The 25,659-nt window shown below is 72.6% G+C and carries 22 protein-coding genes and 1 tRNA gene; 3 read left to right on the top strand and 20 right to left on the bottom strand.

Annotation, left to right across the window (positions count from 1 at the left end):
* Positions 1–58: 58 nt before the first annotated feature.
* Entirely contained in the window at positions 59–1,879 is a 1,821-nt protein-coding gene (locus tag J3P29_RS01050; protein ID WP_210491131.1) for a hypothetical protein, read from the bottom strand.
* 933 nt (positions 1,880–2,812) lie between these two features.
* On the opposite strand from J3P29_RS01050, the gene J3P29_RS01045 reads away from it, so the two are divergent.
* From J3P29_RS01045 to J3P29_RS01035, 3 genes are all read left to right on the top strand, one after another.
* Positions 2,813–2,989, top strand: coding sequence for a hypothetical protein (locus J3P29_RS01045; RefSeq protein WP_210491130.1), 177 nt, complete (start codon positions 2,813–2,815; stop codon positions 2,987–2,989).
* A gap of 62 nt (positions 2,990–3,051) precedes the next feature.
* On the top strand, positions 3,052–3,999 hold the full coding sequence (locus J3P29_RS01040; RefSeq protein WP_210491129.1) for a UDP-glucuronic acid decarboxylase family protein: 948 nt from the start codon (positions 3,052–3,054) through the stop codon (positions 3,997–3,999).
* A gap of 114 nt (positions 4,000–4,113) precedes the next feature.
* Positions 4,114–5,727: a sugar transferase gene (locus tag J3P29_RS01035; RefSeq protein WP_349239742.1), complete on the top strand. Its 1,614-nt coding sequence runs from the start codon at positions 4,114–4,116 to the stop codon at positions 5,725–5,727.
* On the opposite strand, the gene J3P29_RS01030 is transcribed toward J3P29_RS01035, so the two are convergent.
* The 19 genes from J3P29_RS01030 to hemL form a co-directional block, all read right to left on the bottom strand.
* Entirely contained in the window at positions 5,728–6,108 is a 381-nt protein-coding gene (locus J3P29_RS01030; protein WP_210491128.1) for a type II toxin-antitoxin system VapC family toxin, read from the bottom strand. It lies immediately after the preceding gene.
* Complete coding sequence (locus J3P29_RS01025; protein ID WP_210491126.1) at positions 6,105–6,335, bottom strand: type II toxin-antitoxin system Phd/YefM family antitoxin; 231 nt, start codon at positions 6,333–6,335, stop codon at positions 6,105–6,107. The genes J3P29_RS01030 and J3P29_RS01025 overlap by 4 nt, the downstream gene beginning before the upstream one ends.
* A 439-nt stretch (positions 6,336–6,774) precedes the next feature.
* A complete protein-coding gene (locus tag J3P29_RS01020) occupies positions 6,775–9,924 on the bottom strand; it encodes a hypothetical protein (protein ID WP_210491125.1) in 3,150 nt (1,049 codons plus the stop codon).
* Entirely contained in the window at positions 9,921–12,116 is a 2,196-nt protein-coding gene (locus J3P29_RS01015; RefSeq protein ID WP_210491124.1) for a hypothetical protein, read from the bottom strand. The genes J3P29_RS01020 and J3P29_RS01015 overlap by 4 nt, the downstream gene beginning before the upstream one ends.
* Positions 12,117–12,205: 89 nt before the next feature.
* Entirely contained in the window at positions 12,206–13,015 is an 810-nt protein-coding gene (locus J3P29_RS01010; RefSeq protein WP_246851388.1) for a hypothetical protein, read from the bottom strand.
* 261 nt (positions 13,016–13,276) lie between these two features.
* On the bottom strand, positions 13,277–13,879 hold the full coding sequence (locus tag J3P29_RS01005) for a hypothetical protein (protein ID WP_210491123.1): 603 nt from the start codon (positions 13,877–13,879) through the stop codon (positions 13,277–13,279).
* A 191-nt stretch (positions 13,880–14,070) separates the two neighbouring features.
* The gene (locus J3P29_RS01000) at positions 14,071–14,670 is read right to left on the bottom strand and encodes a hypothetical protein (protein WP_210491122.1); all 600 of its coding nucleotides are present in this window, start codon (positions 14,668–14,670) and stop codon (positions 14,071–14,073) included.
* A gap of 419 nt (positions 14,671–15,089) precedes the next feature.
* Positions 15,090–15,962, bottom strand: a complete 873-nt coding sequence (locus tag J3P29_RS00995; protein WP_246851387.1) for a hypothetical protein — start codon at positions 15,960–15,962, stop codon at positions 15,090–15,092.
* 212 nt (positions 15,963–16,174) lie between these two features.
* Positions 16,175–16,957, bottom strand: a complete 783-nt coding sequence (locus J3P29_RS20565) for a Crp/Fnr family transcriptional regulator (RefSeq protein WP_210491121.1) — start codon at positions 16,955–16,957, stop codon at positions 16,175–16,177.
* A gap of 287 nt (positions 16,958–17,244) precedes the next feature.
* A tRNA-Lys gene (locus J3P29_RS00985) sits at positions 17,245–17,318 on the bottom strand.
* 96 nt (positions 17,319–17,414) lie between these two features.
* Positions 17,415–18,158: a hypothetical protein gene (locus tag J3P29_RS00980; protein ID WP_210491119.1), complete on the bottom strand. Its 744-nt coding sequence runs from the start codon at positions 18,156–18,158 to the stop codon at positions 17,415–17,417.
* A gap of 83 nt (positions 18,159–18,241) precedes the next feature.
* Entirely contained in the window at positions 18,242–19,645 is a 1,404-nt protein-coding gene (tatC, locus tag J3P29_RS00975; RefSeq protein ID WP_210491118.1) for a twin-arginine translocase subunit TatC, read from the bottom strand.
* 6 nt (positions 19,646–19,651) lie between these two features.
* Entirely contained in the window at positions 19,652–19,921 is a 270-nt protein-coding gene (locus tag J3P29_RS00970) for a twin-arginine translocase TatA/TatE family subunit (protein ID WP_210491117.1), read from the bottom strand.
* Between the two features lie 150 nt (positions 19,922–20,071).
* A complete protein-coding gene (locus J3P29_RS00965) occupies positions 20,072–21,055 on the bottom strand; it encodes a polyprenyl synthetase family protein (RefSeq protein WP_210491116.1) in 984 nt (327 codons plus the stop codon).
* 55 nt (positions 21,056–21,110) lie between these two features.
* Positions 21,111–21,953, bottom strand: a complete 843-nt coding sequence (locus tag J3P29_RS00960; protein WP_210491115.1) for a c-type cytochrome — start codon at positions 21,951–21,953, stop codon at positions 21,111–21,113.
* Positions 21,950–22,717 carry a cytochrome b N-terminal domain-containing protein gene (locus J3P29_RS00955; RefSeq protein ID WP_210491114.1) on the bottom strand — a complete coding sequence of 256 codons (768 nt, stop codon included), beginning with the start codon at positions 22,715–22,717 and terminating at the stop codon, positions 21,950–21,952. Before J3P29_RS00955 ends, J3P29_RS00960 begins: the two co-directional genes overlap by 4 nt.
* A 5-nt stretch (positions 22,718–22,722) precedes the next feature.
* Complete coding sequence (locus J3P29_RS00950) at positions 22,723–23,394, bottom strand: Rieske (2Fe-2S) protein (protein ID WP_210491113.1); 672 nt, start codon at positions 23,392–23,394, stop codon at positions 22,723–22,725.
* A 111-nt stretch (positions 23,395–23,505) separates the two neighbouring features.
* Positions 23,506–24,117: a hypothetical protein gene (locus J3P29_RS00945; protein WP_210491112.1), complete on the bottom strand. Its 612-nt coding sequence runs from the start codon at positions 24,115–24,117 to the stop codon at positions 23,506–23,508.
* Positions 24,114–25,400 carry a glutamate-1-semialdehyde 2,1-aminomutase gene (gene hemL, locus J3P29_RS00940; protein WP_210491110.1) on the bottom strand — a complete coding sequence of 429 codons (1,287 nt, stop codon included), beginning with the start codon at positions 25,398–25,400 and terminating at the stop codon, positions 24,114–24,116. The genes J3P29_RS00945 and hemL overlap by 4 nt, the downstream gene beginning before the upstream one ends.
* Between the last annotated feature and the right edge of the window lie 259 nt (positions 25,401–25,659).

Below are 25,659 nucleotides of genomic sequence, written 5' to 3'. Positions count from 1 at the left end.
GCTCGGAAGGCGTCCGGAACGAGCGGCCCCTCCCGATCGCCACCCGCGCGCCCGGCGCCTACGGCACCAGCACGGCCGCGCGGCGCTGGTCGAGCGGCAGGCTCGGCGCCGCCGGCCCGCCGCCGAACAGCTGCAGCGCCACGAGCGGCGGGAACGCGATCGGTCGGTCGGCGCGCCAGACGTACACGCGGTACTGGCTGGTCCCGACCTGGCGGACCAGGCGCATGCCGCCGATCGGGGGCGCAGGGACGAGCGACGGCGCGTCGTCGCCCGCGTCGGCGGGACGGTCGACGACCGCGACCGTGCGGACGGGCGTCGGAGTGGTCAGGTCGTAGATCTGCTTCGCGTCGGGCAGGTAGTACGTGGCCGCGATGCCCTGGTAACGCGAGACCGCGAGCAGCTCGGGCCCCGGCATCCCGGCCGTCGCCTCGCGCAACGCGCCGCGCCAGTCGTCGCGCTGGTAGGCGGGCGTGAACGCGACCGCCGCGACGACCGCCCACTGCACGAGCGCCACCGCGCCGAGCAGCAGCACCCCGCGCCGGCCGATCCGCCACGCGCCGACGGCCGCGAGCGCCGCGAGCGGCGGCATGAGGACGACGTAGTTGCGGGTCAGGACCAGGTCGAAGTCGACGAGCAGCCCCAGCAGCGGGACGACCCAGACCACGGCGACGAGCGCCAAGAGCACCGTGCCGCGCCCGGCAACGCGCCCGCGCAGGAGACCCGTTCGGCGCGGGAGCGCGATGGGCGCCGCCGTGGCGGCATCGCCCCCGCGTCCGGCCGCCGCGCCGCGCGCGCCGTGGTCCGCGGCCGCCGTCCGGCGGCGCGGCCAGGCGCCCGCGCCGACCAGGACCACGAGCGCCAGCGCCACCAGGACGCCCAGGACGATGTCCGCCGGCGCGTTGTAGCCGACGGCGAACTGCTTCGGCGTCTCGATGATCCGGTCGCCCAGGCTCTTCACCCCCGCGATCGCCTCGTACATCGACGTCGACTGCTGGTTGAGCGCGATCGGCGCCAGCGCGGCCGCGCCGACCAGGGACGCCAGCAGCGGGGCGGCGAGCGGACGCAGCGCGGTGGCGCGGGAGGGCGCGGGGCCCGCCGTCCGCCACGCGCGCACCACGAGCGCGACGCCCCCGGCCACCAGCAGGATCGCCCCGAAGTAGTGCGTCCACGCCGCCGCGACGGCCGCGAGCGCCCACAGCCACAGGCGGCGCGGGTCCGGACGGTCGAGCGCCGCGGCCAGCGCGGCCCAGGCGAGCGCCGAGGTCAGGAGCAGCAGACCGTACGAGCGCGCCTCCTGCGAGAACCAGTGCGCGAGCGGGTTGACCGCGACGAGCAGGCCCGCGGCCAGGCCCACGGCGAGCGGCGCGAGGCGGACGCCGGGGGTCGTGCTCCGGATCGCCGCGGTGGGGTGCGGGTGATCCGGAACGGCTTCGGCATGGGCGGCACCGGCGGTCGTGTTCCGCATCGCCGACGCGGAGCCGGGGTGATCCGGGACGCCTCGGCCCGACCCGCCCGGCCACCAGGCCGGCCCCTCGCCGCCGACGCGCCGCGCGAGCGCCGCGACCGGCAGCACGGCCAGGCCGCCCGCGAGGCCCGAGACCAGCCGCAGCTGCCACTCGCCGGCGCCCAGGACGTGCACCGCCAGCCAGCCGAGCAGGTAGAAGAGCGGCGGCGTGTTCTCGGTCTGCTGGATCGTCGACCACGCGTGACCGAACGAGCCCTCGGCGATGCGGGCCGAGTAGACCTCGTCCAGCCAGAAGCTCTGCTCGTCGAGCGTCGGCAGGCGCAGGACAAGGGCCAGGGCGACGAGCAGCGCGAGGGCGACGGGGGCGCTCGGCGCGTGGACGCGGCCGGCGGCCCGGCGGGCGGCGGCGACCATCAGCGGCCCGCCGTCGCGCTCGCCCGCAGGCCCGCGCGGCTGTGGACGGGGTCGGACACCGCGCGGAATCGTACTCGCGGGTGCGCGAGGACCGAGCCGGGGCGGCCGGGCGGCCATCGGAGGACGTCGGGGTGGCCGGGTCGGCGGGGCCACGGCGTCGTTCGGCGCAGACGAGGCGCCGTTCGGGCGAAAGGGACGTGCCGTTCGGCGACGGTGAGGCGTCATCGGGCGGGGGCGCGGCGTGGTCCGACGGCGGCGCGGCGTGCTCCGACGAAGGCGCGGCGTGGTCCGGCGAAGGCGCGGCGTAGTCCGACGGCGGCGCGGCGGTGGGGCGGTGGGGCGGTGGGGCGGTGGGGCGGTGGGGCGGTGGGGCGAGGCGCCGCGGAGGCCAGGCGCCGTCCGGCAGAGGCGCGGCGTCGTCGGATGGAGACCAGGCGTCGTCCGACGGAAGCGTGGCGGGATCCGGCGGAACTGAGGCGTGATGTCGTTGTAGGCGACGCGGGCTTCCGCCCCGCCGAGGCGGATTCCGCTGCCGAGGCGGAAAGGGCCTGCTCCTTCGCATCGATCCGCCTCACCAGCGCGAACCGCCTCACCTGCACCCCAACGCGCCTCAGCGCGGCGGCCGCCCACCCTTGCGGCCGCCCGCCGCCCGCCGCCCACCGCCCACCGCCCACCGCCCACCGCCCACCGTCCACCGCCACCGCCCGCGGCCGCCCACCGCCTACCGCCCGCGGCCGCCCACCGCCCACCGCCCACCGCCGCCCCAAGCGGCCCCGCACCATCGCGGGCCTCGGCCCGCGGGGGCGCCCGCCCGCCGACGGGGGCAGCCCGCCCCCCAGCAGCGCTGTCCCCCACGTCCCCACGACCGCCCCGCCGTCCCAGCAGCGCCCCCCGGCGGCCCCGCGCCCCCGCCCGGCTACGCTTGACGGACCCATGGCGGACACCGTCACCGTGAAGAAGAAGTGCTGCAAGAGCGGCCCGCGGTGCAAGAAGTGCCCGGTCGTCTGGAAGCGGCTCGAGCTGCAGGGGCTCGCCGAGCGGCAGAGCAAGCGCAAGTACGTGCCCGCGGACGACATCCCCAAGAAGGCCTTCAAGGACGCGCGGCGGTAGCGGGCACCACCCGCACCACCCCGCGCGCGTGCCCCGCGCGCGCCCCGGGTACCCTCCCCGCCATGGCTACGTGTCTCGTGACCGGCGGCGCCGGGTTCCTCGGCTCCCATCTCTGCGACGAGCTGCTCGGTCGCGGGAACCGCGTCATCTGCGTCGACAACCTCGAGACGGGATCCCTGCGCAACATCGAGCACATCCGGCACTCGCGGTTCGAGTTCCGGCAGCTGGACATCGTGGAGCCGTACTACGTCGACGAGCCGGTCGACGTCGTCTACCACGCGGCCTCGCCGGCGTCGCCCATCGACTACCTGCGCCTGCCGCTGCACACGCTGAAGGTCGGCTCGTACGGCACCCACCACACGCTGGGCCTGGCGAAGAAGCACCGCGCGCGCTTCCTCCTCTTCTCCACCAGCGAGGTCTACGGCGACCCGCAGGTGCACCCGCAGGAGGAGTCCTACTGGGGGCACGTCAACCCGATCGGCCCGCGCGGCGTGTACGACGAGGCCAAGCGCTACGCCGAGGCCCTGACCATGGCCTACCACCGCCAGCAGGGCGTCGACACCGCGATCGTCCGCATCTTCAACACCTACGGCGCGCGCATGCGGGCCAACGACGGCCGCGCGATCCCCACGTTCTTCCGCCAGGCGCTGCTCGACGAGCCGATCACCGTCTTCGGCAGCGGCGAGCAGACCCGGTCCTTCTGCTACTCCGACGACCTGATCCGCGGCATCATCGCCCTGGCGGAGTCCGAGGAGCACGACCCGGTCAACATCGGCAACCCGGGCGAGTTCACGCTGCTCGAGCTGGCGCAGGCCGTCATCGAGGTGACGGGCTCGAAGAGCGAGATCATCCACCAGCCGCTGCCGAAGGACGACCCGAAGCAGCGTCGCCCCGACATCACGCGCGCGAAGGCGCTGCTGGGGTGGGAGCCGACGATCGACCTGCGCGAGGGGCTGCAGCGGACGCTCGACGAGGCCGGCCGCGAGGTCCTCGCCGGCGCCCTGCGGTAGCGACCGGCGCCGGCCGGCATGCTGCGCGCCTCGCCCGCTCCCCGGTCCCTCGCCGCGTCCGCTGCACGCGGGCCTGCGACCTCGGCCCGGGCCATCTGACACGCTTTGACGTTGGTGCGCCAGGCCAGCCCCAGCCCCGACGCGGTCCCCGACCGCCCGGAGCCCACCGAGCGCCCCGTCGCCGGGGCGCCATCCCTCGTGGCGAACGGCACGTCCGCCGCGGACCGCGACGGCCTGCCGACGCTGGGCTCCGTCAGTCCGCTGCGCCCCGCGACCGACATCCGCGCGAAGCGGCCGCCGGCGCTGCTCTTCCTGCTGCGCGTCGAGACGATGCGCAAGGTGCTGCGCGTCCTGGGCCTGATGGCCGTCGACGCGGCGAGCGTCTGGGCCGCGATCTTCACCGCCCTGGCGCTGAAGGCGCTGTGGCTGGGGTCGTTCGACGCCGGGTGGCACGCCCACCAGGCGCGCGAGATCGCCCCGTTCACCATCCTGGTGGTGCTCCTGAACTTCGCCCGCATGGGCCTGTACGGGCGGCGGCACGAGCGACAGGGCCTGGGCCGGATCGTCACCGGCCTGTTCCAGGTGATGGTCGTCTCGATGGTGTTCGTGCTGATCAACGGCCAGCGCGACCAGTTCTCCAGCTACTACATCTTCTACGGCTCAGCGGCCGTCGGGATCGTCTACATCGCCGTGCTGCGGCAGGCGTACGAGATCGTCTCGGGGCGCCTGCTGCGCTCGAGCGGCCAGCAGCGGCGGGCCGTGCTGGTGGGCACCGCCGAGCACTCCGACGCGATCGCGTCGGCGCTGGCGGACGACGTGGACACCGCCATCCGCGTGACCGGCGTGCTGACGCTCGACGCCGACGCCCCGCCGCCGCAGCACGCGCCCTCGCTCGGCACCGCCGACGACCTGCCGGCGCTGCTCGCGTCGGGGGCGATCGACGAGGTCATCATCACCGACCCGGCGTTCCCCGAGGAGCTCGCGCTCGACATCGTCGACCAGGCGCACCGGCAGGGCGTGCACGTGCGGGTGGCGCCGTCGACGATGGAGATCCTGGTCCACCGCGCCGAGTTCCTGCCGGGCCAGACCGTCCCGCTGTTCGAGCTGAAGCCGCCGGTCTCCGAGGGCATCGACTTCGCGATCAAGCGCACGTTCGACCTGGTGATGAGCACGTTCATCCTGGTGCTCCTCAGCCCCGTGCTGCTGGCGATGGCCGTCGCGATCCGGGTGTCCAGCCCCGGACCGGTCATCTACCGCTCGCGCCGTCCTGGCGTCGGCGGCGTGCCGTTCGACTGCCTGAAGTTCCGCACGATGTACGCCGATGCGGACCGCCGCCAGAGCGAGCTCGAGGAGCTGAACGAGGCGGGCGGGGCGATCTTCAAGATGCGCAACGACCCGCGCGTCACCCCCGTCGGCAAGCTGCTGCGCCGCCTGTCGCTGGACGAGCTGCCGCAGCTGCTGAACGTGCTGCGCGGCGAGATGTCGCTCGTCGGCCCGCGCCCCCTGCCCCAGCGCGACTACGACCGGCTGGAGGAGTGGCACAAGAAGCGCTACCTCGTGCTGCCGGGCGTGACCGGCCTGTGGCAGGTGTCGGGCCGCTCTGACCTGGAGTTCGACGACATGGTGCGCCTGGACTTCCTGTACCTGGAGCGCTGGTCGGTGTCGCTCGACCTGCAGATCCTGGTGAAGACCATCCCGGCGGTCTTCGGTCGCCGCGGCGCGTTCTAGTCACCACCGCCGGTCGATCCCGTAGGCGTCGAGCTGACCGTCGGCCGAGACGATCGGCAACGACTCGATCCGCGCCTGGGCGACGAGCAGCCGATCGAACGGGTCCCCGTGGTGCCGGGGCAGCGATCGCACGGCCCATGCGTGCGCCGCACCGACCGGCATGAGCGTCAGGCCTTCGGCGCGCACCACGTCGGGCAGGTCGTCCGGGGCCTCGATCTTGCCGAGGGACCGCTTGATCGCGATCTCCCAGAGGCTGGCCGCGCTCACGTGCATCGGGTGCCTCGCATCGGCCACGATGACCCGCGCCGTGTCCGACAAGCGCGGGTCGTCGGACAGCCACCAGAGGACGGCGTGCGTGTCGAGGAGCGCGGGGCCGGTCACGACGCGTAGGGCGCGAAGTCGTCCAGCGGCTCGTCGAAGTCGTCCGCCGTGTGGATCCTGCCCCGCAACGCGCCCGGTGTTCGCGGGCGCGACGGCTCCTCGTACCGGACCACCTTCGCCACGGGCGTGTCGCCCCGGCGGAGCACGATCTCCTCGCCCGCCTCGACGCGGGCGATCAAGCGCGACAGATGCGTCTTCGCCTCGCCGATGCTGACTGCGTCGCCCATGGGCGCATCGTAGGCCGGTTGGTCGGGTTGGTCAACCTCGCCGCGGGCACACCCGAGGCCCCGCGGCACCGGCGTCCAACCACGCGCAGGAACCACGGGGACCGGGTGCCCGGACGACGACGCGGGCGCGAGGCCCGCGGTGCGGCGTCCGGACCGCCGGCGCTCGCTCGGGCGGCCGGCGTGTAGGCGCAGGGCCTACCCCTGCATCCTGGCGCATCCGGGGTCGGTCGTGGGAGGAAGCTGGCGATCCGCGGGCGGCGCGGGTTCGTCGCACCAACGCCGACGAGGGCCCCAGGACGAACCCGGGACCCTCGATCGGCGGTGGGGACACGGCGGCGAAGCCCTGGCGCCCTGGTGCACACCGGGCCCGCGCCGACCGTCAGGGCGCCAGGCCACCCCGGGGCCACACGCCCGGGGCGACCGCGGCGGACGGGACCAACTACCTCGCGGTCCGCGCCTTCGCGCGGGACGCGGCGCCCTTGATCGTCACCGTCTGGGTGGCCGTCTTCGCCTTCTTGGCGCCCTTCGGCGTCCAGGAGACCTTCAGGCGCAGCTTCACCGTCTTGCCGGCGGCGACCTGCTGACGCGTCTTGCTCGTCAGCGCGGCCGTCAGCGTGGCGGCCTTCCCGCTCTTCAGCGTCCGGGTCCGGGTCTTCACACCCTTGCCCGACACCTTCACCTTGCCGGCGCCGATGTTCACGACCCGCAGCTGAACCCGGCTGCTGCTCGCCGTCGCGGTCGCTCGGACCCCGCAGTCGGGTGCCGCGATCGTGACGTTGCGGGTGCGGCGGTCGCCGTTCTGCCCGTCGAAGCGGGCCGACGCGACGCGGTCCGAGGTGCAGGGGTCACGCGGAGCGCCAAGGATGCCGTTCTCGCCGCCGTCGATCTGGAGCTTGAAGCTCGAGATCGGAGCGTCGGGGATCTCGTCGAACGTCGCGACCAGGCGCTGGTTGGGCGCCTTGCCCACGAAGGTCGACGAGGCCACCAGGTCGAGCGGCACGCCCTCGCCCTGCAGCTTCAGCCACAGCTTCGGTGTCGTCTTCGCGATCGCCCCCGTCGAGGTCACGCGGGTGCCCTCCACGAAGTACACCGGACCGGTGAGCTCGTCATGCAGCGCCGGGGTGCGAGCCGACGCACGGCCCACGATCGACGCCTCCGGGCAGGCCCGCGCCGCGAACTGCTGCGGCGTGCACAGCGCCTTGGCGTTCTTCGCGTCCAGCGACGAGGTCAGCGGCAGCGTCACGGCGACCTTCTTGAGCCCCGCCTGGCGGAAGGACTGGGAGAGCTCGGCCGTCAGCGACGGGTGCTTGCCCTTCTTCAGCTCGCTCTTCGTCCCGTAGCTCATCTTCAGCGACGGGTTGAGGAGCAGCTTGTCGCAGCCCTGCGCCTGGTACGGGACCGACGGGGCGGCGACCGCACCGGCCGTGCTCTCGAACCGCGCGCCGATGACCTGGCGCTCGCACGTGGTGGCGTTCCACATGAAGTTCGGACGGTCGAGCGTGATGTTGACCATCCGGAACTTCAGCGGCACGCCGCCGACGATCGTCGGGAGCGGGTCCGCCGGGGCGAACACCTTGCCCTTATTGGCGTCGATCACCAGCGGCGACCGCACCACGACCATGCCCAGGTCCAGCGGACCGGCCTTCGCGGGCACCGCGATCGACAGCGAGAACGGCGCGCCCTTGTACGGCCCGCCGAGCGACACCGTGCCGCCGAGCGAGTACGGCTTGTCGCCCGTGCCGACCGAGACGGTCGTCGAGCCCAGCCGCGTGCTGGGATCGCACGTGCCGGCGGCCGCCTGCGCCTCGGCGCACACCGGCACCGAGCCGAGCGCCCCGAGCAGGCCCGAGGGCAGATCCAGGTGGATCTTCGACAGGTCCTGCTCACCGTCCCGGCGATACACCGACATGGTGAAGGGCGAGAACGCGCCTGCGATCGGGTTGACCGTGCCGGCCGTCAGACCGGGGTTGAAGCCGGGCTTGTCGGTGCAGCCGGCGTTCACGTCGAACGAGCTGTCCGACGCGACGCTGTCGCCGTTGTACGAGGTGACCGTCGAGCTGGTCGTCTTCGTCCCGCACGTCGGCGGGTTGACCAGGACCGCCCGGGGGCCGTCCTTGAGCTGCAGGTGCAGGTTGTCGAACGGCAGCTGCGGGTTCTGCGCGAACGTGGCCGTCAGCTGCCCGGTCTTCGGATCCGCCTTGATCCCGCCCTTGAGCTTGATCCGCACGCCCTTCGCGTAGCCCGCGATGAACATCCGATACATCTCGCCCGACGTCGGATCCTGCGACTTCTGCGTGCCCAGGTAGACCGAGCCCTCGAGCTTCTCGCCCAGCAGCGGCGTGCTGATCGTCGCCGTGCCGATCTTCGACGCGTCGGGACACGTCTCCGGATCACGCGAGTTCGTCGCGAGCTGCTCGTCCGAGCACGCCTGCAGGCCGTCGGCGGCGCCCGGCGAGATCGCCATGCCCTCGGGGAGCTTGACCGTCACGTCCTTCACCTGGGGCGTCGCGAGCTCGTCCAGCGAGTTCCTCTGCGGCACGTCGAGATCGATGGCCGCGCCGGTCGGCTGTCCGGCGGCACCCGACGTCGGATTGACCTCCACCGACGCGCCGAAGTCCAGCGCATCGCAGCCGGTCCGAGCGGGCAGGTCAGACGTGTACGTCAGCCAGTCGGCGGGGCGCTGCCACGAACGAATCCGCAAGGTGGTGCGGAGGGGTCCGTCACATCGCGCGGGAGCCGTCAGGAACGGCCTCGCCGGCGTGAACCCCGGGTAGCCCAAGTTGTCCGTGAAGTCGTCCGTGAAGTTCCAGTCCGGCCCCGGGTTCGGACGAAGCGGGTCATGACGCGGGTCGCCCGGCACCCCCCAGAGGGTCATCCGCACCCCGAAGATCGGCCCGGCCTCGGTAATGCCCTCGAGCCGGGCCTGCAGGCCGAAGTCTCCCTCCGTGCGGGGAGTGATCGTCATCTTGACGGGGACGTTGTACGCGCTGAAGGCCAGGACCGCCGTCTCGTCGTCCCGCGTCGCGATGTTGTACACGGGCGAGGTCAGTCGATTGAACGCCCCAGCGTCTGGGTCCGGGTTCGTCCCGATCTGAACCGACGCCACCCCGACCTGCGTGATGGCTGGGCAGTTGCCGCCGGTCTGTCCCGGCTCCGCGGTCGACAGCAGGCGCATACTGCACGTCGGGATGTTCTGGGGGTTGCCGTAGAAGCCGGCCGGCAGATCGACCTCGAGATCGCGGACCGACCCCTCGGGCACCGTGACGTCGCCGCCCTGCGGGCCACCGGCGGTGGGGTCCGGATTCGGCACCTGATTGAGGGCGAAGCCCACGGTCAGGTCCGGGTGTGCCCCCGCCTGAAGCTCGGGCACCGTAGGGCTAGGGCCGTCCGGGCTGATCGCCTCGAAGATGTTCACCCTCTGCGGCTCGTGCATCTCGACGCCGAACGTGCCGTCCTGGATGCCGAACGCGGCACCCGCGGTCGGCGCGACGACAGCCGACGCGACCATCGCGGTCGCGACCGCGAGCAGGGCCCGACGCCCGGCAGCGCGGAAGCTCTGCGAGCCACCTCGGAGATCGATGCTCGTCATCGGGCCGTCCTCTTGATCGTGATCGTGCGGGTTCGCGCGGTTCCGCCAGTGCTCATCTCGGCGCTCAACCGCAGTCGCAGCCTGCCGTGCCTTCGCAGATACGTGCGCGCCTTGCGGGACAGACGCACGGTCATCGTGACGGACTTCGTCGTCGGCCTGACCGTCTTCCGGCTTCGTCCGACCACGACGGTAGAGCCGGCGATGCGCGCCGTGGCGCGCAGATGCACCACGCCCGCGCCCCGGACCGTGACGGTCACGTTCCCGCGGCCCCTACGTGCGAGGGCGGCAAGAGCCCCCTTGGAGACCGTCGGCGCCCTGCGCACGCCCGCCTGCGCACGTTCTTCGGGCGGTCGTACGTTTCCGGCCCCCACGGCCGTGCTTCCCGCCGAGGCGACGACCGGTCGACCCTGCGGAATGCCTTGGCAGTCGTCTCCCTCGCACGGCGTCGCTGGCGCCGTCGACTCCGGAAATCCACCTCCGATACGCAGGCTGTACGCGTCGTACTCGCCGGCGTCGGTGTCTTGGGGCGTGAGCCGGTACGGCGTGCTGACGAAGATGGAGCTCCCGTCGTCCGTGTTGTCCAGCAGATAGCTCGCCTCTCCGCGGCCGGGAGTCAGGAGCCGGAGCCGACCGTTCGTCCCGTACTCGTAGACGTCCGTGCCCGATCCCTCGTCCTCCGGAAGCAGCCGGTCGGTCGTCATGAAGAAGAGGCGGCCGTCGTCGGTCAGTCCCCTCGGCGAGCTCATGAGGGTGTCGAGCCCAGGCTTCGTCTGGGTGTCCGGACCGTCCAAGTAGGCATCGGTCTGGTTGGCGCTGCCGTCAGAGCGGCACGACGCGCAAGCCAGCTCCTCCGCCGTCCGGTCATACCGGTACAGCGCGTTGACGGTCCCGACGGCGCCGGGCGCCTGGCCGACGAAGACCGCGTGAGCGCCATCTCGCGACACGCGCTCGACGCGGCCATTGGGGCCGACCGGCCCGACGAGATCGAGACTACCGTCGTGCCAGACGTACGCGTTGCGTTCGCCGTCCGTGGCGCCCTGGGCCAGAGCAGCCTCCGCGACCAGGTAGACGGTTGTTCCGTCGTCCGAGGCCTGGGCCGACGTGATCCGGGGACCGCCCGGTCCGGGATCGCGCGTGAGGCGCGTCACCTCGTCCGTCGACGCCGAATACCTGTACAGGCCGCCGCCCGCTGCGCCGGGCGTCAGCGCGGAAGCACTGATAAAGTACGCGGTGGCGCCGTCGGATGTCGCCCCGACGAAGTAGGCCGGAACGACCTCGGCAGGGTCCCCAGCACGCCGCGAGACGGAAACCGGAATGGTCCGCTCACGGTCTCGAAGGTACAGACCGGAAGACAAGCCAGCAAAGTCGGTCTCGAAGTAGACCCGTCGACCGTCGTCCGAGACCCGATGCGCCCCCCGGTTGCCGACCGGCGAGTTGTTGAGCGTGAACGCCGTGGGCCCGCGATCATCGAAGCCGCGCTCCGCGTTCGAGACTTGGCGTACGTTGGCGAAGGTGTCGTCGGGGAGCCGCGAGATGACCTCGAGCGATCCCTCTCGCCATCGGTACAGGGATGTGGTTCCACCGACGGGTACCGTCGGCAGCAACGGCGCCGAGTCAGAGCGCAGAAACATCATTGTGCTGAGGTCGGCCGAACCACCCGCGTACAAGGTGGCGCCGGTGACGGTGCCGACGGCGACGCCGTCCTCCCGCGTGATGAGCGACGCGGCCCGGTCGGCTGCGCGGACGGCGTACAGGTCGGTATCCGACACGAGGTCCTCGTCCTCAGGCAAGAAATTCGGTCGCGCCTCGAAGACGAGGTTGTCGAGACCTGACGACGCCCCGACGAGGTGCGTGGACGCGCCCGGACGCGTGGTGGACGTCAAAGTCAGGTCTCGTGGCTTCCAGCCGTCGGCGGTCCGCGTGGCGAGCGTCGCGACCGTGGTCGGGCTGCCGAGGCCGTCAGCGGGATTCGCCGCCGACTTGGCGAAGATGACGGCGTCGCCGTCACCGGCGGCAGGCCACATCTGCGTGACCTGCCCGCCGTTCTTCTCGACGGGTGAGACCACTTCTGCGGCTCGACCGTCGGCGTAGCCGCCGGGTGGGGCGACGACCGGCGGCGCGGCGGCGTGTGCAGGGACCGCCCAGATCAGGGCGGCACCGACGACGAGCGCGCTGCTCGTCCCGCGCGCCACGATCAATGGAGTTCTACGCATGTATTCGTCCTTCTCCGGCCCCGACGGCCGGACGCGGGACGTACGTGCCGAAGCACGCACGTCGGTCGTCAGTTCGAGGTCGCCACGGACGCGGCGGGCGCCAACTTGGCGTCGCCGTTGAGGCGGGCCACGCTGGCGCCGGGCTTCGCGGGCAGGCCGATCTTCAGGTCGACGATCGGGTTGACCACGAGCGAGAAGAGTCCGCCGCAGCCGCTGGCCTTCGGAGCAGAGAACGTGTTGTCCACGAGGGACTGCCCGGTGAGCGTGGTGATGTCCTCGACGGCGCCCAACTCGCCGGGCGTGCCGGAGATCGGGGTGACGCCGGCGGGCGGTGCGGTCGTGCCGTTGGTGAGGCGCAGTCGGACCGGGGAGGACGACGACCCGATGTAGCAGCGATCCCCGAGGAACGGGTTGTCGAGCTTGACCCGCAGGGGGAGCTCGATCGCGGTGCCCTCGCCGTTGAGCAGGTTGCCGAAGCTGAACTGCACCGGCCCGACGAGCTCGGCCGTCGCGGTCACGTCGTTGACCGAGTTCACCGCGGCGTAGAAGAGCGAACGCAGGGGCCGCGACCAGCTCGGGGCCGGCGTGATGAGGCCGGTGAGGCCACCCGGCACCTTCAGCGCGGTCCGGGAGAGCGTTGCGCCGTTCTTGGCGTTGACGAACCCGGTCTCGAACGTGTCGGGGTTCACCGTCACTCCGCCCTGCAGGCGGATGCGCTTGGTGATCGGCACGTCCTGGTTGCCGAGCTTGATCGACCCGCTCGTGGTGTCGCTGACCAGGCAGGACGCGACATCGGGGTTGTCGGTCGGACAGTTGGCGAAGTCGGCGTAGATGCCGGTCGGGGCGGCCGACGCGGCCGACGCACCGGCAGCGAGCAAGCCCGCAGTGGCGGCGGTCACGATGAGGCCGCGGGCGCGGCGTGAGCGGGACGGGAACATCGGATCTCCTTGCGGGAGCAGAAACGGGACGCACCGAGCACGACTGTGCACCGGCGCGGACAAACTACAGAGATGTACGCCGTGTGTGCGGTTGATCGCATACGACGTTTGGCCAGTATCCCGTTGCGGGGCCGCGCGAGCGGCTCGCGGCCGCTCGCCTTCCCTTCCGTCCTCCGCGTCACGGTTAGCGCTTGCGACGCGCTAAAGGCCGAGCGTGACGTTGCTGCCCTCGCTCGTCATCGGGCGAAACTTGGCCGAGAGCGTCATCGGCAGAAACTGCCCGCAGATTCCCTGCGCGCTGCTGACTGGAACGTTGGTGAACGTGACCGAACTGTCCGCGTTCGCCGCGACGCCGGTGACCGTGTTCGCGACCATGCTGCAGGATCCCGGCAGGCCACCGGAAGTCAGGCGGACCTTGATGGTTGCGGTGGTGACGTTCAGCGTGCCCCCGCCCGACCCCGCCGTGACGGTGGAGGACGCGACGGAGGTGAGGCTGAATCCGGTGAAGTTGAACGGCGCGATCCAGTCGGTGCAAGTTCCAAGGGTGAAGCTCGGCGACGTCAGGCCGACGGACGCTGCCCCGTTGCCCGACACGGTGGCGCCAAGAGAACCTGCGGAACAGCTGATGTTGCCGACGGACGTCGTCAGCGTGGCCGCGGACGCCAGCGGGCCACTGACGACGCTGCCGTTGGCCAGCGGGCCACGCGCGTTGCTGAGCGTCGTGGCCGAGGCCGCCGAAGCGCCGGTCGCCATGAGCGCCGCGGTGCCGACGGCGACCGCGAGAGTACGAGACTTCTTGAGCATTGGATCTCTCCCTTGATGCGTTGGACAGAGCGACGCGCTGGGTGGCGACTCTCCCGGGACACCGACGAGACTGGGACCGCCGGCCGGCGTTTCCTACGCCGTAGGTGCACACACGAAGAAGCGCCGCGTGAGCGGCGCTCCCGGTCCTACTTGGCCGCCCATTGGCCGAGACTGCGACCACGGGCGACGCGCTAGTTGACGGTGACCGCGCTACCACCGCTCGTCATCGGGCGGAACGTCGCCGAGAACGTCGACGGCGCCGCCTGGCTGCAGACGCCCGACGCGGCGTTCACGGACACGTTCGTGAACCGGATCGAGTTGTCGGCGTTGACGGCGATGCCCGAGGCCGTGTTCGCGGTGAAGTTGCACACGCCCGGCAGGCCGCCCGCGGTCACGTTGACCCGGATGACGGCGCTCGTGATGTTCAGCGTGCCGCCGCCCGATCCGGCCGTGATCGTGGACGACGCGACGGAGGACAGCGACGCGCTGTTGATGTTGAACGGTGCGATCGTGTCCGTGCAGGATCCGAGCGTGAACGTCGGGGACGTGAAGCCCACCGCGGCCGCGCCGTTGCCCGACACCGTGCCGCCCAGCGAACCGGTGGTGCAGCTCGCGTTGCCGATCGGCGTCGTGAGCGTGGCCGCCGTCGCCAGCGGGCCGCTGACGACGCTGCCGTTGGCCAGCGGGCCGCTCGCGTTGCTGAGCGTCGTGGCCGAGGCCGCCGAAGCGCCGGTCGCCATGAGCGCCGCGGTGCCGACGGCGACCGCGAGAGTACGAGACTTCTTGAGCATTGGATCTCTCCCTTGATGCGTTGGACGGGGCGACGCGCTGGGTGGCGACGCTCCTGGGACACCGACGAGACTGGGACCGCCGGCCGGCGCTTCCGGCGCCGTAGGGGATGTATAGAGCGCGGAGTTTTCGGTTGTCAAGGGGAAATCAAGAGAAACTTCACGGCGACTATTTCTAACGGTTCCGCCACGACGAGTAGCCCGCTAGGACGGGCGATTCGGCGCAACAGGCAGCGTGCGGCGCCTCCGCTCAGCAGGCGCTCCTCGTCACTCCGCCTGGGGTTCTTTCGGCGAAGCGTCGTGTGCGGTTTGTGTTGGTTCTGGTGTGTTCGTCCTGGTGGTGGATGCCGCCCTCGGGTGAGGGCGGCATCCACCGGGACGGGACGCCGGGACGGCGCTGGAGGGGTGGGACGAGGGGACGACTACTGCTCGCTGGCGACGACCGAGGCGGCCGGCGCGAGCTTCGCGTTGCCGTTGAAGCGCGCGACGGAGACGCCGGCGGCCGACGGGAGACCGATCTTCAGGTTGACGATCGGGTTGACCGCGAACGAGAAGGCCCCGCCGCAGCCGCTGGCCTTCGGCACCGTGAACGTGTTGTCGACGAGCGACTGGCCCGTGAGGGTCGTGATGTCCTCGATGGCTCCGAGCTCGCCGGGGACGCCGGAGATGGGCGCCACGCCGGCCGGCGGCGACGTCGTGCCGTTCGTCAGGCGCAGTCGCACCGGCGACGAGGAGGAGCCGATGTAGCAGCTGTCGCCCAGGAACGGGTTCTCGAGCTTGACGCGGAGGGGCAGCTCGATCGCCGTGCCCGTGCCGTTGAGCAGGTTGCCGAAGCTGAACTGCACCGGCCCGGCGAGCTCGGCCGTGGCCGTCACGTCGTTGCCGGCGTTGACCGCGGCGTAGAACAGCGTCTTGAGCGGCTGGGACCAGTCGGCCGGGGGCGTGATCAGGCCGGTCAGGCCACCGGGGACCTTGAGGGGAGTGCGGGACAGCGTCTGGCCATTCGTCGCGTTGACGAACCCCGTCTCGAAGGTGTCCGGATCGACGGTGACGCCGCCCTTCAAGCGGATCGTCTTGTTGATCGGCACGGACTGGTTCCCGAGCTTGATCGAGCCGCCGGTCGTGTCGCTGACCAGGCACGATGCCACGTCGGGATTCCCCGTCGGACAGTTCGCGAAGTCGCTGTAGATGCCGGTGGGGGCCGCCGATGCAGATGATGCGGCGGCGAGGGCTGCCGCACCGACGGTGGCGGCGATCGCGGCCCGCGCGGTGCGCGAGCGGACGGGGTGGGCCATGGGGCTCTCCGGTTCTCTCTCTGAGGTGGGGACGTGGGGACGGAAGCGACCTGAGCCGCTTCGGTGGACGACCGTAACCCGCTCCTGTGAGCCGGGTCAAGTACGGTGTCCGCCTGCCGACATCCCGTGCGCCCGCTCTCCGGGAACCCCCTGCATACGGGGGGATCGCGCCGCCCCGTTCGTGGTGAACAGGGTGTGTCCCGGTGATCCGCTCAAACCATGCTGGCGTCGTCGTCCCGGGCCGCAGCCTCGATCGCGGCTGGTCGTCGCAGCACCCAGCAGCCGGTCCGCTCCTCCTCGGCGATCCCCCGGTCGCGGAGCACGCCGAGCGCGAGGTTGACCGACGGCCGCGTCGCCGCGACGAGATCCGCGATGTCGGCCTGGGTCAGCGGGAACGGCAGGCGGACACCACGGGGCGTCATACGCCCCCAGTGCTCGCCCAGCCGCCACAGCACGGCGTGCACCCGGCGGTGCAGGGGGCTGATGCGGAGCAGCGCCGCGTGGTGGGCCAGCTCAGCGGCGCGCTCGAGGGCCATGGCGGTGATGTTCTGGCCCACCTCGGGCCACGCGGACGCCAAACGGAAGAAGTCGCGGTCGAGCACCGCGCACACGACGGGGGTGACCGCCCGCAGGGTGACCGAGGCGTCGTCGCGCGCCTGGTCCGCCGCGCCCAGCAGCTCCCCGGGGCCGAGCAGCTCGACGAACCGCTGGCCCGCGACCCTCGTGCGGCGCAGCGCAAACCCCTCGAGGACGATCGCGTAGCGCGCGTCGTGCTCGGCCAGGCCCTCGGCGACCTTCCACGAGCACGGGCGCAGGTGGACGGTCCGGGCCAAGCACCGGCGCTCCGCCTCGACCAGCGTGGGCCGCGACAGCCCCTGCGTCAAGGCCGGCTCGAGCCGCAGCACCCGCACGCGGCCGCCGCGATCCGGCGCCGCTGATCGCGCCGCGCCGCTCGCCTTCGGCGCCCCGTCGTCCACGCCGCTCTGCGCTTGCACCCGGATCTCCCCCTCCGCGGCGCCCGACTCTCCCTCCGGGCCCCCGTCGTTCGATACGACCTGCAGTCGTTCTTCGCACGAGCCCGTCGATCTGTGACCGCGTACACGCAACGAGTTGACGAGCTCGTAGGGACACGCTGTCACACGCCCCTAGCCACGTCCATCTGCCGCAGGTCCGCGTCGCGCCCGTGCGATCCCCCGAGAACGACGAAGGCCGGCACTGACGTGCCGGCCTTCGTACGAGTCTTCCTGCGGACCGCGGCGGTGATGCGCCGCGATGCGCGAGGTGCCCCGGGAGGGACTCGAACCCTCAACCTTCGGATTAAGAGTCCGCTGCTCTAACCAGTTGAGCTACCAGGGCCCGAGAATCGTACAAAATCTCGGGCCCGGTGCGTCGCGTGCCCCCGTCCGGGCCTGGACGGGCGTCCGCCCGCGCTCGATGCGCCGGCGACGCGGGCTACTTCTCGTCCTCGGGCAGCGTGATGGTGCCACCGCCGCTGTCGCTCCCGGTGCCGCCGGCGGCCGCCGCCGAGCTCGGATCCTTCGCGGCCTTGATGGCGTCCTCGACCGCGTCCTTCTGCGCCTTCGGCGTGACGGCACGCAGCTTCTCGACGGTGATCTTCGCCTGGCGGTCGCGCTTGGCGGCGTACTGGGCCTGGAGGAGCGACAGGTACACGGCGGGGCCGACCTTCGTGCCGTTCTTCTCGGCCTCCGCCTCTTCCTGCTGCGTGATCGCCGCCTGGGTGTCGGCCCAGTCGGCCGGGCGGTTGAGCGCGTCGGTCTGGAAGACCGTCACCATGCGGTTGGCGACGGACTGGTCGATCGGCTGCGGGTCCAGCGCCAGGTACTTCTCCCACGCCGTCGCGGCGGCCTCGAACTGGGGCTTGGCGGCCGCGGGCATCTTCACGTCGTTCTCGCCGTACTTCGCCACGCCGGCGGCGTAGCGCAGCGACGCCAGGGTCGCCAGGGCCTTCGCGTCCTGCGGGTTGCGGCGGACCTGGGCCTCGACCTGGTCGAGGCGCTTCTGCTGCTGCTCCTCCAGGTCGACGTTCTGGGCGGTGTTGTTGCCGCCGCCGAAGATGCCCGGCAGACCGGTGCCGACGCCGAAGAGGACCGTGCCGCCGACGAGGACGAGGGCCAGCACCACGTACAGGGCCTGGACGGCCCGCTTGCGGCCAGGGGACCGCAGGTCGAAAAGCATGGTGCGCAGGATAGACGGCGGCGAGCGTGAAGCCGCCACCGGGTGCTAGCGAGCTGAACGCCCGACGACGACGGGCGATCCGGCTACGCCCGCGGCGGGCCGTCCGGACCGTCGGCGCCGCCGGCCGGGTCGTCGTCCGCGTAGGGATCCTCGGCGTCGAGGATGTCGGCCTCGCGCAGCCACGCGTCCAGGTCGGGGTCCCCGTCGCCGTCGGCCTCGCCCGCCTCGTCGACCGGCCCGTCCGGCGCCGGGGCCACGTCGCCGGACGCCGATCCGACCCCGCCGACGCCCGGCGCAGCGCCCGCGAGGGGCGCGTCCGGCCCGCGCTCGCCCGGCTCCCGGTCGTCCCCGGCACCGACCACGCGCGGGCCCGCCGGGTCGCCGAGCAGCGCGGAATCGGGGTCCTCGCCCGCCGGAGCCGCCAGCGCCGGATCGTCGTCCGCGGGCCACGGGTCGTCGTCGTCCGGGCCGCCGTCGTCGGGATCGTCGTCGTCCGGCCAGGGGTCGTCGTCGTCCTCGTCCTCGCCCCAGTCGGCGAAGCGCCCGCCGACGGGGCGGCGGCGCTCCCACAGGGCCGCGATCGCCACGCTCGCCTCGAAGAGCACCACGAGCGGCGCCATCATCAGCAGCATCGTCACGGCGTCGGGCGTCGGCGTGATGAGCGCCGCGATGACGGCCGAGGCGACGGCGACCAGGCCGCGCGCCTTGCGCAGGCGCTGCGGACTGACGATGCCCAGACGGGTGACGGCGATGACGACGACCGGCACCTGGAAGATCACGCCGGATCCCGCCACGAACAGGGCCGTGAACTTGTAGTAGTCCTTGGCCTGGACGAGGATGTCGAACGACTTGTCGTTGAAGTTCTGCAGGAAGTCGACGGCCCGCGGAAGCGCCAGGAAGTACCCGAACGCCGCGCCCGCGTAGAAGAGGAACGGCACGCCGACGAGCAGCGGCACGATCACCCGTCGCTCCCGCGCCGTGAACGCGGGGATCAGGAAGGCGTACAGCTGGTAGAGCAGCAGCGGCAGCGACAGGACGAGCGCCCCGTACATCGCCACGTTGAGCGTCTGGAAGAACGGCTCGGCCACGCCGAGCGTGACCGGCTTGCGGTTGACGTTGCGCGGCGCCAGCTCCTGCGCGCGCTTCAGCGCCTGCAGCGCCCGGTCGGCCTGCTGTGCGTCCCCGCCGCGGCCCTGAGCGTCGCGGACGACCGGCTCGAGCTCCTTCAGCGCCTGCGCCACGGCCCGGTCGAAGCAGTTGCTCTGCTCCAGGCTGTCGCCCGCCGTGCGGCACTGGCCGTGCTCGTCCCGCTGCGACTCCGTCAGCGGCGTGTTGACGACCTTCAGGACGAAGTCGGCCTGCCAGTAGCAGATGCCGAACGCGACGATGAAGATCGCCAGCGCCGAGATGATGCGGGTGCGGAGCTCGGAGAGGTGCTCGACGAGGGTGAACCGGTCCTCGGACGAGACCGGGCGCAGCTTGGCCATCGAGGGCTACGCGCGCGGATCGCGGCGGCGCTCGTCGACCGGCTCGGCCGTGACGGTCTCCTCGTGCGCATCGCCGGCGTCGTGCGGCGGCAGGCCCGAGGCGTCGCGCTGCTTCTTGTCCTTGTCGCCCGTGATGGCGTCCTTGAACCCCCGCATGCCGCCGCCCAGCTGCCGGCCCAGGCCCGGCAGGCGCTTCGGGCCCAGCACGACCAGCACGATGACCAGGATGATCAGGAGCTCCGGCAGTCCGGGAGCCCCGATGGCGGCGAGCGGCATAGCGGAATCCTCCCAGGTCATCTCCCTGAAGGGAACGCCGGGAACGCGCCTGCGGATGCCTGATCGCGCCCGGTCGGCGGCGGACGGCGTCCGCTTGCGGTGGGCCTGAGTGAGGGTGCGCCGGCCCGGGGGCGCCGGTCGACGCCGGCGCTACAGGCGTCGGTCCACGACGCCGCGCGCCACGAGCTCGAGCGCCGTGCGCCGCGCCTCGTCCAGCCCGGCCGGCAGGCGGCGGACGCCCTCGGCGACGAGCTCGCGGGCCCGCTCCTCGGTCCGCTCCGTCGCACCGGTCGCGGCGATCCGGTCGCACACCTGCGCCGCGGCCTCGGACGTCGTGATCCCGCGCAGGTCCAGCGCTGCCAGCTCGCGGTCCCGCTCGCGGGCGAGCAGCAGCGGCAGCGTGACGGTGCCGTCGAGCAGGTCGCTGCCGCGGGGCTTGCCCGTCTGCTCGGGCGGGGCGACGACGTCGAGGACGTCGTCGAACAGCTGGAAGGCCACGCCGATCGCCGCCGCGAAGCGGCCGAACGGCTCGTCGTCCTCGCCCGCCGCCAGCGCGCCCAGGCGGGCGGCGGCGTCGAACAGCGCGCCCGTCTTCAGGCCGCAGCGGTACAGGTAGCGCGCCTCGTCGACGCCGGCGTCCCACGCGTCCTCGCGCTGCAGCAGCTCGCCGTGGGCGAGATCGCGCGAGGCGTCGGAGAGGATGCGGATCGCGTCCGCGTCGCCGCCGGCGGCCAGGGTGGTGAACGCCGCGGCCAGCAGCGCGTCGCCCAGGCAGGTGGCGGCCGCGCGGCCGTCGCGCGCGAACGTCGTCGGCGCGCCGCGGCGCAGCAGGCCGGCGTCCAGGACGTCGTCGTGCAGGAGCGTCGCCGTGTGGACGAGCTCGACCGCGGCGCCGCCGCGGACCACGGCGTCGCGCGCGGCGGGGGAGGATCCGGGGCCGTCGCCGGCGGCCCGGCCGGCGACGATGATCGCCAGGAGGGGGCGCAGGCGCTTGCCGCCCGCGGCCACCGTCTCCAGCGCCGCGCGGTCCAACTGCGTGCCGCCGGGGGCGGCCGCGCGGCGCAGCTCGTCCTCGACCTGCGCCAGGGCCTGCGGCACGTGCGCCCCCGCGGCCGCCACGATGGGGGCGACCACGGCGGGCACCTGCGGGGCGCCGCCCGTGTTCACGTACGCCCGGGGGCGGGGGCGGCTAGTAGCCGCCGCCCGACTGGCCGTCGGTGTCGGTCGCCTCGCCGCCGGCGGGGTCGTCGCCGACGCCCTCGGCGCCGCTGCCCGTGTGGGCCTCGGCCTCGCCCGAGCTCTTCAGGCTGGCGAGGAAGAACGCCATCTTGTCGAGCTGGTCCGCGCCCAGATTGGCGAAGGACGGCATCGGCTGCGTCGGGTTGATGAGCGTCTCGCGGATCGCGCCCTCCTTCAGGCGGTCACCGATCTCGGTCAGCGGCGGCCCGGGGCCGTCGTTGCCGTTCGGACCGATCTTGTGGCAGCCGCCGCAGCCGGACTGCGCCACGAGCCGTCGACCGGCGTCCCACTTGAGCATGGTCGCGCCGCCGGCCTCCTCGACCGCGGGCGGGGCGCCGATGTTGACCTGGGACGGCGGCTCCGCCTCGGCACCGAGGTACGACAGGAAGAACATCGCGCCGACCACGAAGATGCCGGCCGTCGTGGCGATCGGGCGCCGGAGCGGGTGGCGCTCCGGGTTGCGGTCGTAGAACGGCAGCAGGAACAGCAGCAGCATCGCGATCGTCGGCACGCCGACGGCCGCGAGGCTCACGAGGTACGGCGGCTTGATGACGCGCAGCAGCTCGAAGGCCCAGAAGTAGTACCACTCGGGTCGCGGCGCGTACGTCGTCGTCGTCGCGTCGGCCTTCGCCGTCAGCTCGCCGCCGAGCAGGAGCGACAGCAGCATGATGACGCCGACGACGACGATCATCATCACGCCGTCCTTGACGATGATGTAGGGGAAGAACGGCTTCCCCGACGCCTTCAGGACGGCGTATTCGCGGAGGTACGCCTCCTTCTCGCGCTGATTCATGCCTCGTGCTCCTTCAGGTCAGCGGAGACCTTGTCGGCGCGGACCCAGGGCGGCGCGGTCGTGCCCAGCTTGATGACCAGGTACAGGTGGGCGCCGATCAGCCCGATGATCAGGCCCGGGATCAACATCATGTGGATGATGTAGAAGCGCGACAGCGTCAAGGTGGTGACGTCCGGACCGCCCAGGGCGATGTCCGGGATGAACGGCCCGAGCAGGGGCGCGTTGCCCGCGATGTTCATGGCCACGACCGACGCCCAGTAGGCGCGCTGGTCGAACGGCAGCAGGTAGCCGGTGACCGACATGAGCAGCGTCAGCACCAGCAGGGCGACGCCGATGACCCAGTTCAGCTCGCGCGGGTACTTGTACGCGCCGAAGAAGAACGTCCTCGCCATGTGGAGGAAGATCAGGACGACCATCACGGTCGACCCCCAGCGGTGCATGCCGTGCACGAACTCGCCGAGGAAGACCTCGTTGTTGATGTACTTCATCGACTCGTACGCGCGCGTGGCGGACGGCTCGTAGTACATGCCCAGGACCATGCCGGTGATGACCTGGTTGATGAACGCGACCATCGTGGCCGTGCCCAGCGTGTAGAACCAGTTCGTCCCCTTGGGGATCGGCCGGAACATGACCCAGCGCAGCGTGCCCGAGATGGACGTGCGCTCGTCGATCCAGTCGACGGCGTGGATGCCGTGGTCGACCAGGCCGGGCTTGTCGGCCGGCTCCGCCACGGGCGTCGAGGAGGTGAGCTTGATCTTGGCCATGAGGATCAGGTGCCCGCCATCTTGCGGATGGTGGGACGCGACGGGTAGAGGTACTGCCCGATGCCGTCGAGGGGCTGTCCGGGAGGACGGGGCGAGAAGCGCTGGATCTGCGAGTTGACCGAGAAGCGCTTGCCGACCTGCACGCGCCCGTCGACGATGCGCGTGTAGAAGCGGTCCAGCGGGCGGACCGGCGGGCCGCCGGCGACCTCACCGCGGAAGTCGTACACGCCGCCGTGGCAGGGGCAGATGAAGTGCTTGGCCGCCTGCACGTACCGCGCGGGGCAGCCCATGTGCATGCAGCGGGACGAGATCGCGATGATCTTGTTCCACTCGTCCGCGGGCTCCTTGTCCACGCGCTCGTTGCGCTTGCGGACGTAGACCGTGGACTTGCCGACCTGGCCGATCTCGGGATCGAGCGTGATGACGCGCGGGGCGTACGTGTCGTCGGGGATCTCGTCGAGCGGGCCGACGTCGTGCCAGCCCGTGTCGACCTCGACGAACGGCTGGCCGGCCGCGAAGCCGACCGCCGACAGCGCGATGCCGCCGATGGCGACGCCGGCCGTGACGTTCGCCGTCAGCACCATGAGGCGTCGACGGGTCACCGTCTCGCCCTCGAAGGCGCCGGGGATCCCGCGGTCGAGGGTGTACTTGCTCTGCTCTGGGCGTCGATCGCTCACGTGAGACTCCTGCGTGTGCCCACGCGGGGGGCGGGCGGACTGCCGGATCGTACCGGCCCGGGGCCGTGCGCGATCCGTCCTTGGGGTCCGCTATGCGTGGTAAGGGGAAGTTCAGGCATGCCTAACGGCGGCGCCGACCCGGGCGAGTGCGGGGGAATCCGGCACGTCGCCCGAGCGGACCGCGCGCAGCAGCTTCGCCGCCGGCGACGCCGATCCTGCCGCCAGGGCCGCGCACGCGGCGTCCCACAGCGCGCGCGTGCGGTCGCGCGCGGCGTCCGGCGCGCCCGTCCCGGCGCCGGGCTGCGCCGGGGTCGCGGGGCCGATCGCCCACGCCGGATCGGCGTGCAAGCGCGCGACCAGGGCCACGATGTCGGCCAGGATCGCGACCTCGTCCACGTGGCCCCCGGCCGCCAGGCGGGCCAGGCCGAGGGCGTACAGGCGGTCGCCGGCCAGGAGCGCCAGGTCGCGGTCGTCGGTGCGGACGACCCGCGCGTGCTCCGGGGCGTGGTGGAGGAGCTCGGCCTCGCGGGTGGCCTCGGCCGCGAGGGCCAGGGCGGCGGCGCGGGCGGACGGCGCGGCGGTGCCCAGGGCGGCGACGAGAGCGCCGGCGATGCGGCGGTCGACGTCCGGAGCGGGGTCGACGGTCGCGGCCGCCAGCAGACCGCCCTCGGCGCGGAGGGCGGCGGCGATGGCCGCGAGGGGGTCGGCCGCGGGGTCGCTCACCACACGTCCTCGAAGGCCGCGGCCGCGGCCTCGACGGTCTGCGCCACGTGCTCGGGCTCGTGCGCCAGCGAGACGAACAGGGCCTCGAACTGCGACGGCGGCGGGTAGATGCCCCGCGCCAGCAGGCCGCGGCACCAGCGCCCGTAGGCGGCGGTGTCGGCGGCCTTCGCCTGCTCGTAGTTCGTCACCGGGGTCTCGCTGAAGAAGACCGTGACCAGGCCCGTGACGCTGACGACCTGGACCGGGCGGTCGCGCGCGGCGTCGCGCAGGCCGGTGGCAAGGGCGTCCGTCGTCTCCTTCAGGCGCAGGTACGCCTCGTCGTCGAGCATCCGCAGCGTCTCGAGGCCCGCCGCGACCGCGAGCGGGTTGCCCGACAGCGTGCCCGCCTGGTAGACGTCGCCGACCGGCGCCAGGCGCTCCATCAGGTCCCGGCTGCCGCCGAACGCCGCGGCGGGCAGGCCGCCGCCGATGATCTTGCCCATCACCGTCAGGTCGGGCGTGACGTTCGTCAGCTCCTGCGCGCCGCCGGGCGCAACGCGGAAGCCGCTGATGACCTCGTCGAAGATCAGCAGCGCGCCGTGCTCCTCGGTCAGCTCGCGCAGGCGCTGCAGGACGCCGTCCTGCGGCGGGACCAGGCCCATGTTGGCCGGGTACGGCTCGGCGATGACCGCCGCGACGTCGTGCGCGCGCAGCGCCTGCTCGACCGCGTCGACGTCGTTCCACGGGACGACGACCGTGGCCTTCGTCGCCGACTCGAGCACGCCGGCCGACGCCGGGATGCCCTGCGTGGCCAGGCCCGATCCGGCGTCGGCGAGCAGGCCGTCGATGTGGCCGTGGTAGGCGCCGGCGAACTTGACGATCACGTCGCGGCCGGTCGCGGCGCGCGCGACGCGGATCGCCGACATCGACGCCTCGGTGCCGGACGACGTCATCCGCACCATCTCGACGGACGGGATGCGGCGGACGATCTCCTCGGCCAGGTCGACCTCGCCCGCCGTCGGCGCGCCGAACGTCGTGCCCGCGTCGGCGGCGGCGTGGATCGCCGCGAGGATCCGCGGGTGCGCGTGCCCGTGGATGAGCGGCCCCCACGAGCCGATCCAGTCGATGAACCGGTTGCCGTCGACGTCGATCAGGTCGACCCCGGACGCCCGCTCGACGAAGAGCGGATCCCGATCGATCGACCGCATCGCGCGGACGGGGGAGTTGACGCCGCCGGGCAGCACGCGCCGGGCGCGGGCGAACAGGTCGGCGGACTTGGCGTCGGTGAGAGAGATGGGCGGCACGGGGATCGGTACCGAGGTTAGGGCGTGCGGGGGGTCGGCGGCGGCGGGCGGGAGTGACGGACGGCGAGGCGCAGGCCGGCGCGGGGCGGCCGGCGCCGGGTGCAGGTCGAGGGGCGCGGGGCCGCGCGGGCCGGGCCGGTGCGGTCGGGGCGGAGGGGACGGGCGGCCGGGGCCGGGCCGGGGGGCGTTGCGCGGGGACGGGGCGGGGGGCTTCGGGCGGGGGGGCGAGCCGGCTCGGCCTCCGGTCCGGCCGGCAGGC

It is taken from the genome of Patulibacter sp. SYSU D01012, from assembly GCF_017916475.1.
Taxonomy (GTDB): Bacteria; Actinomycetota; Thermoleophilia; order Solirubrobacterales; family Solirubrobacteraceae; genus Patulibacter.
Note: the sequence above shows the minus strand (reverse complement) of the source record. Positions and strands in the feature narration are given on the sequence as shown.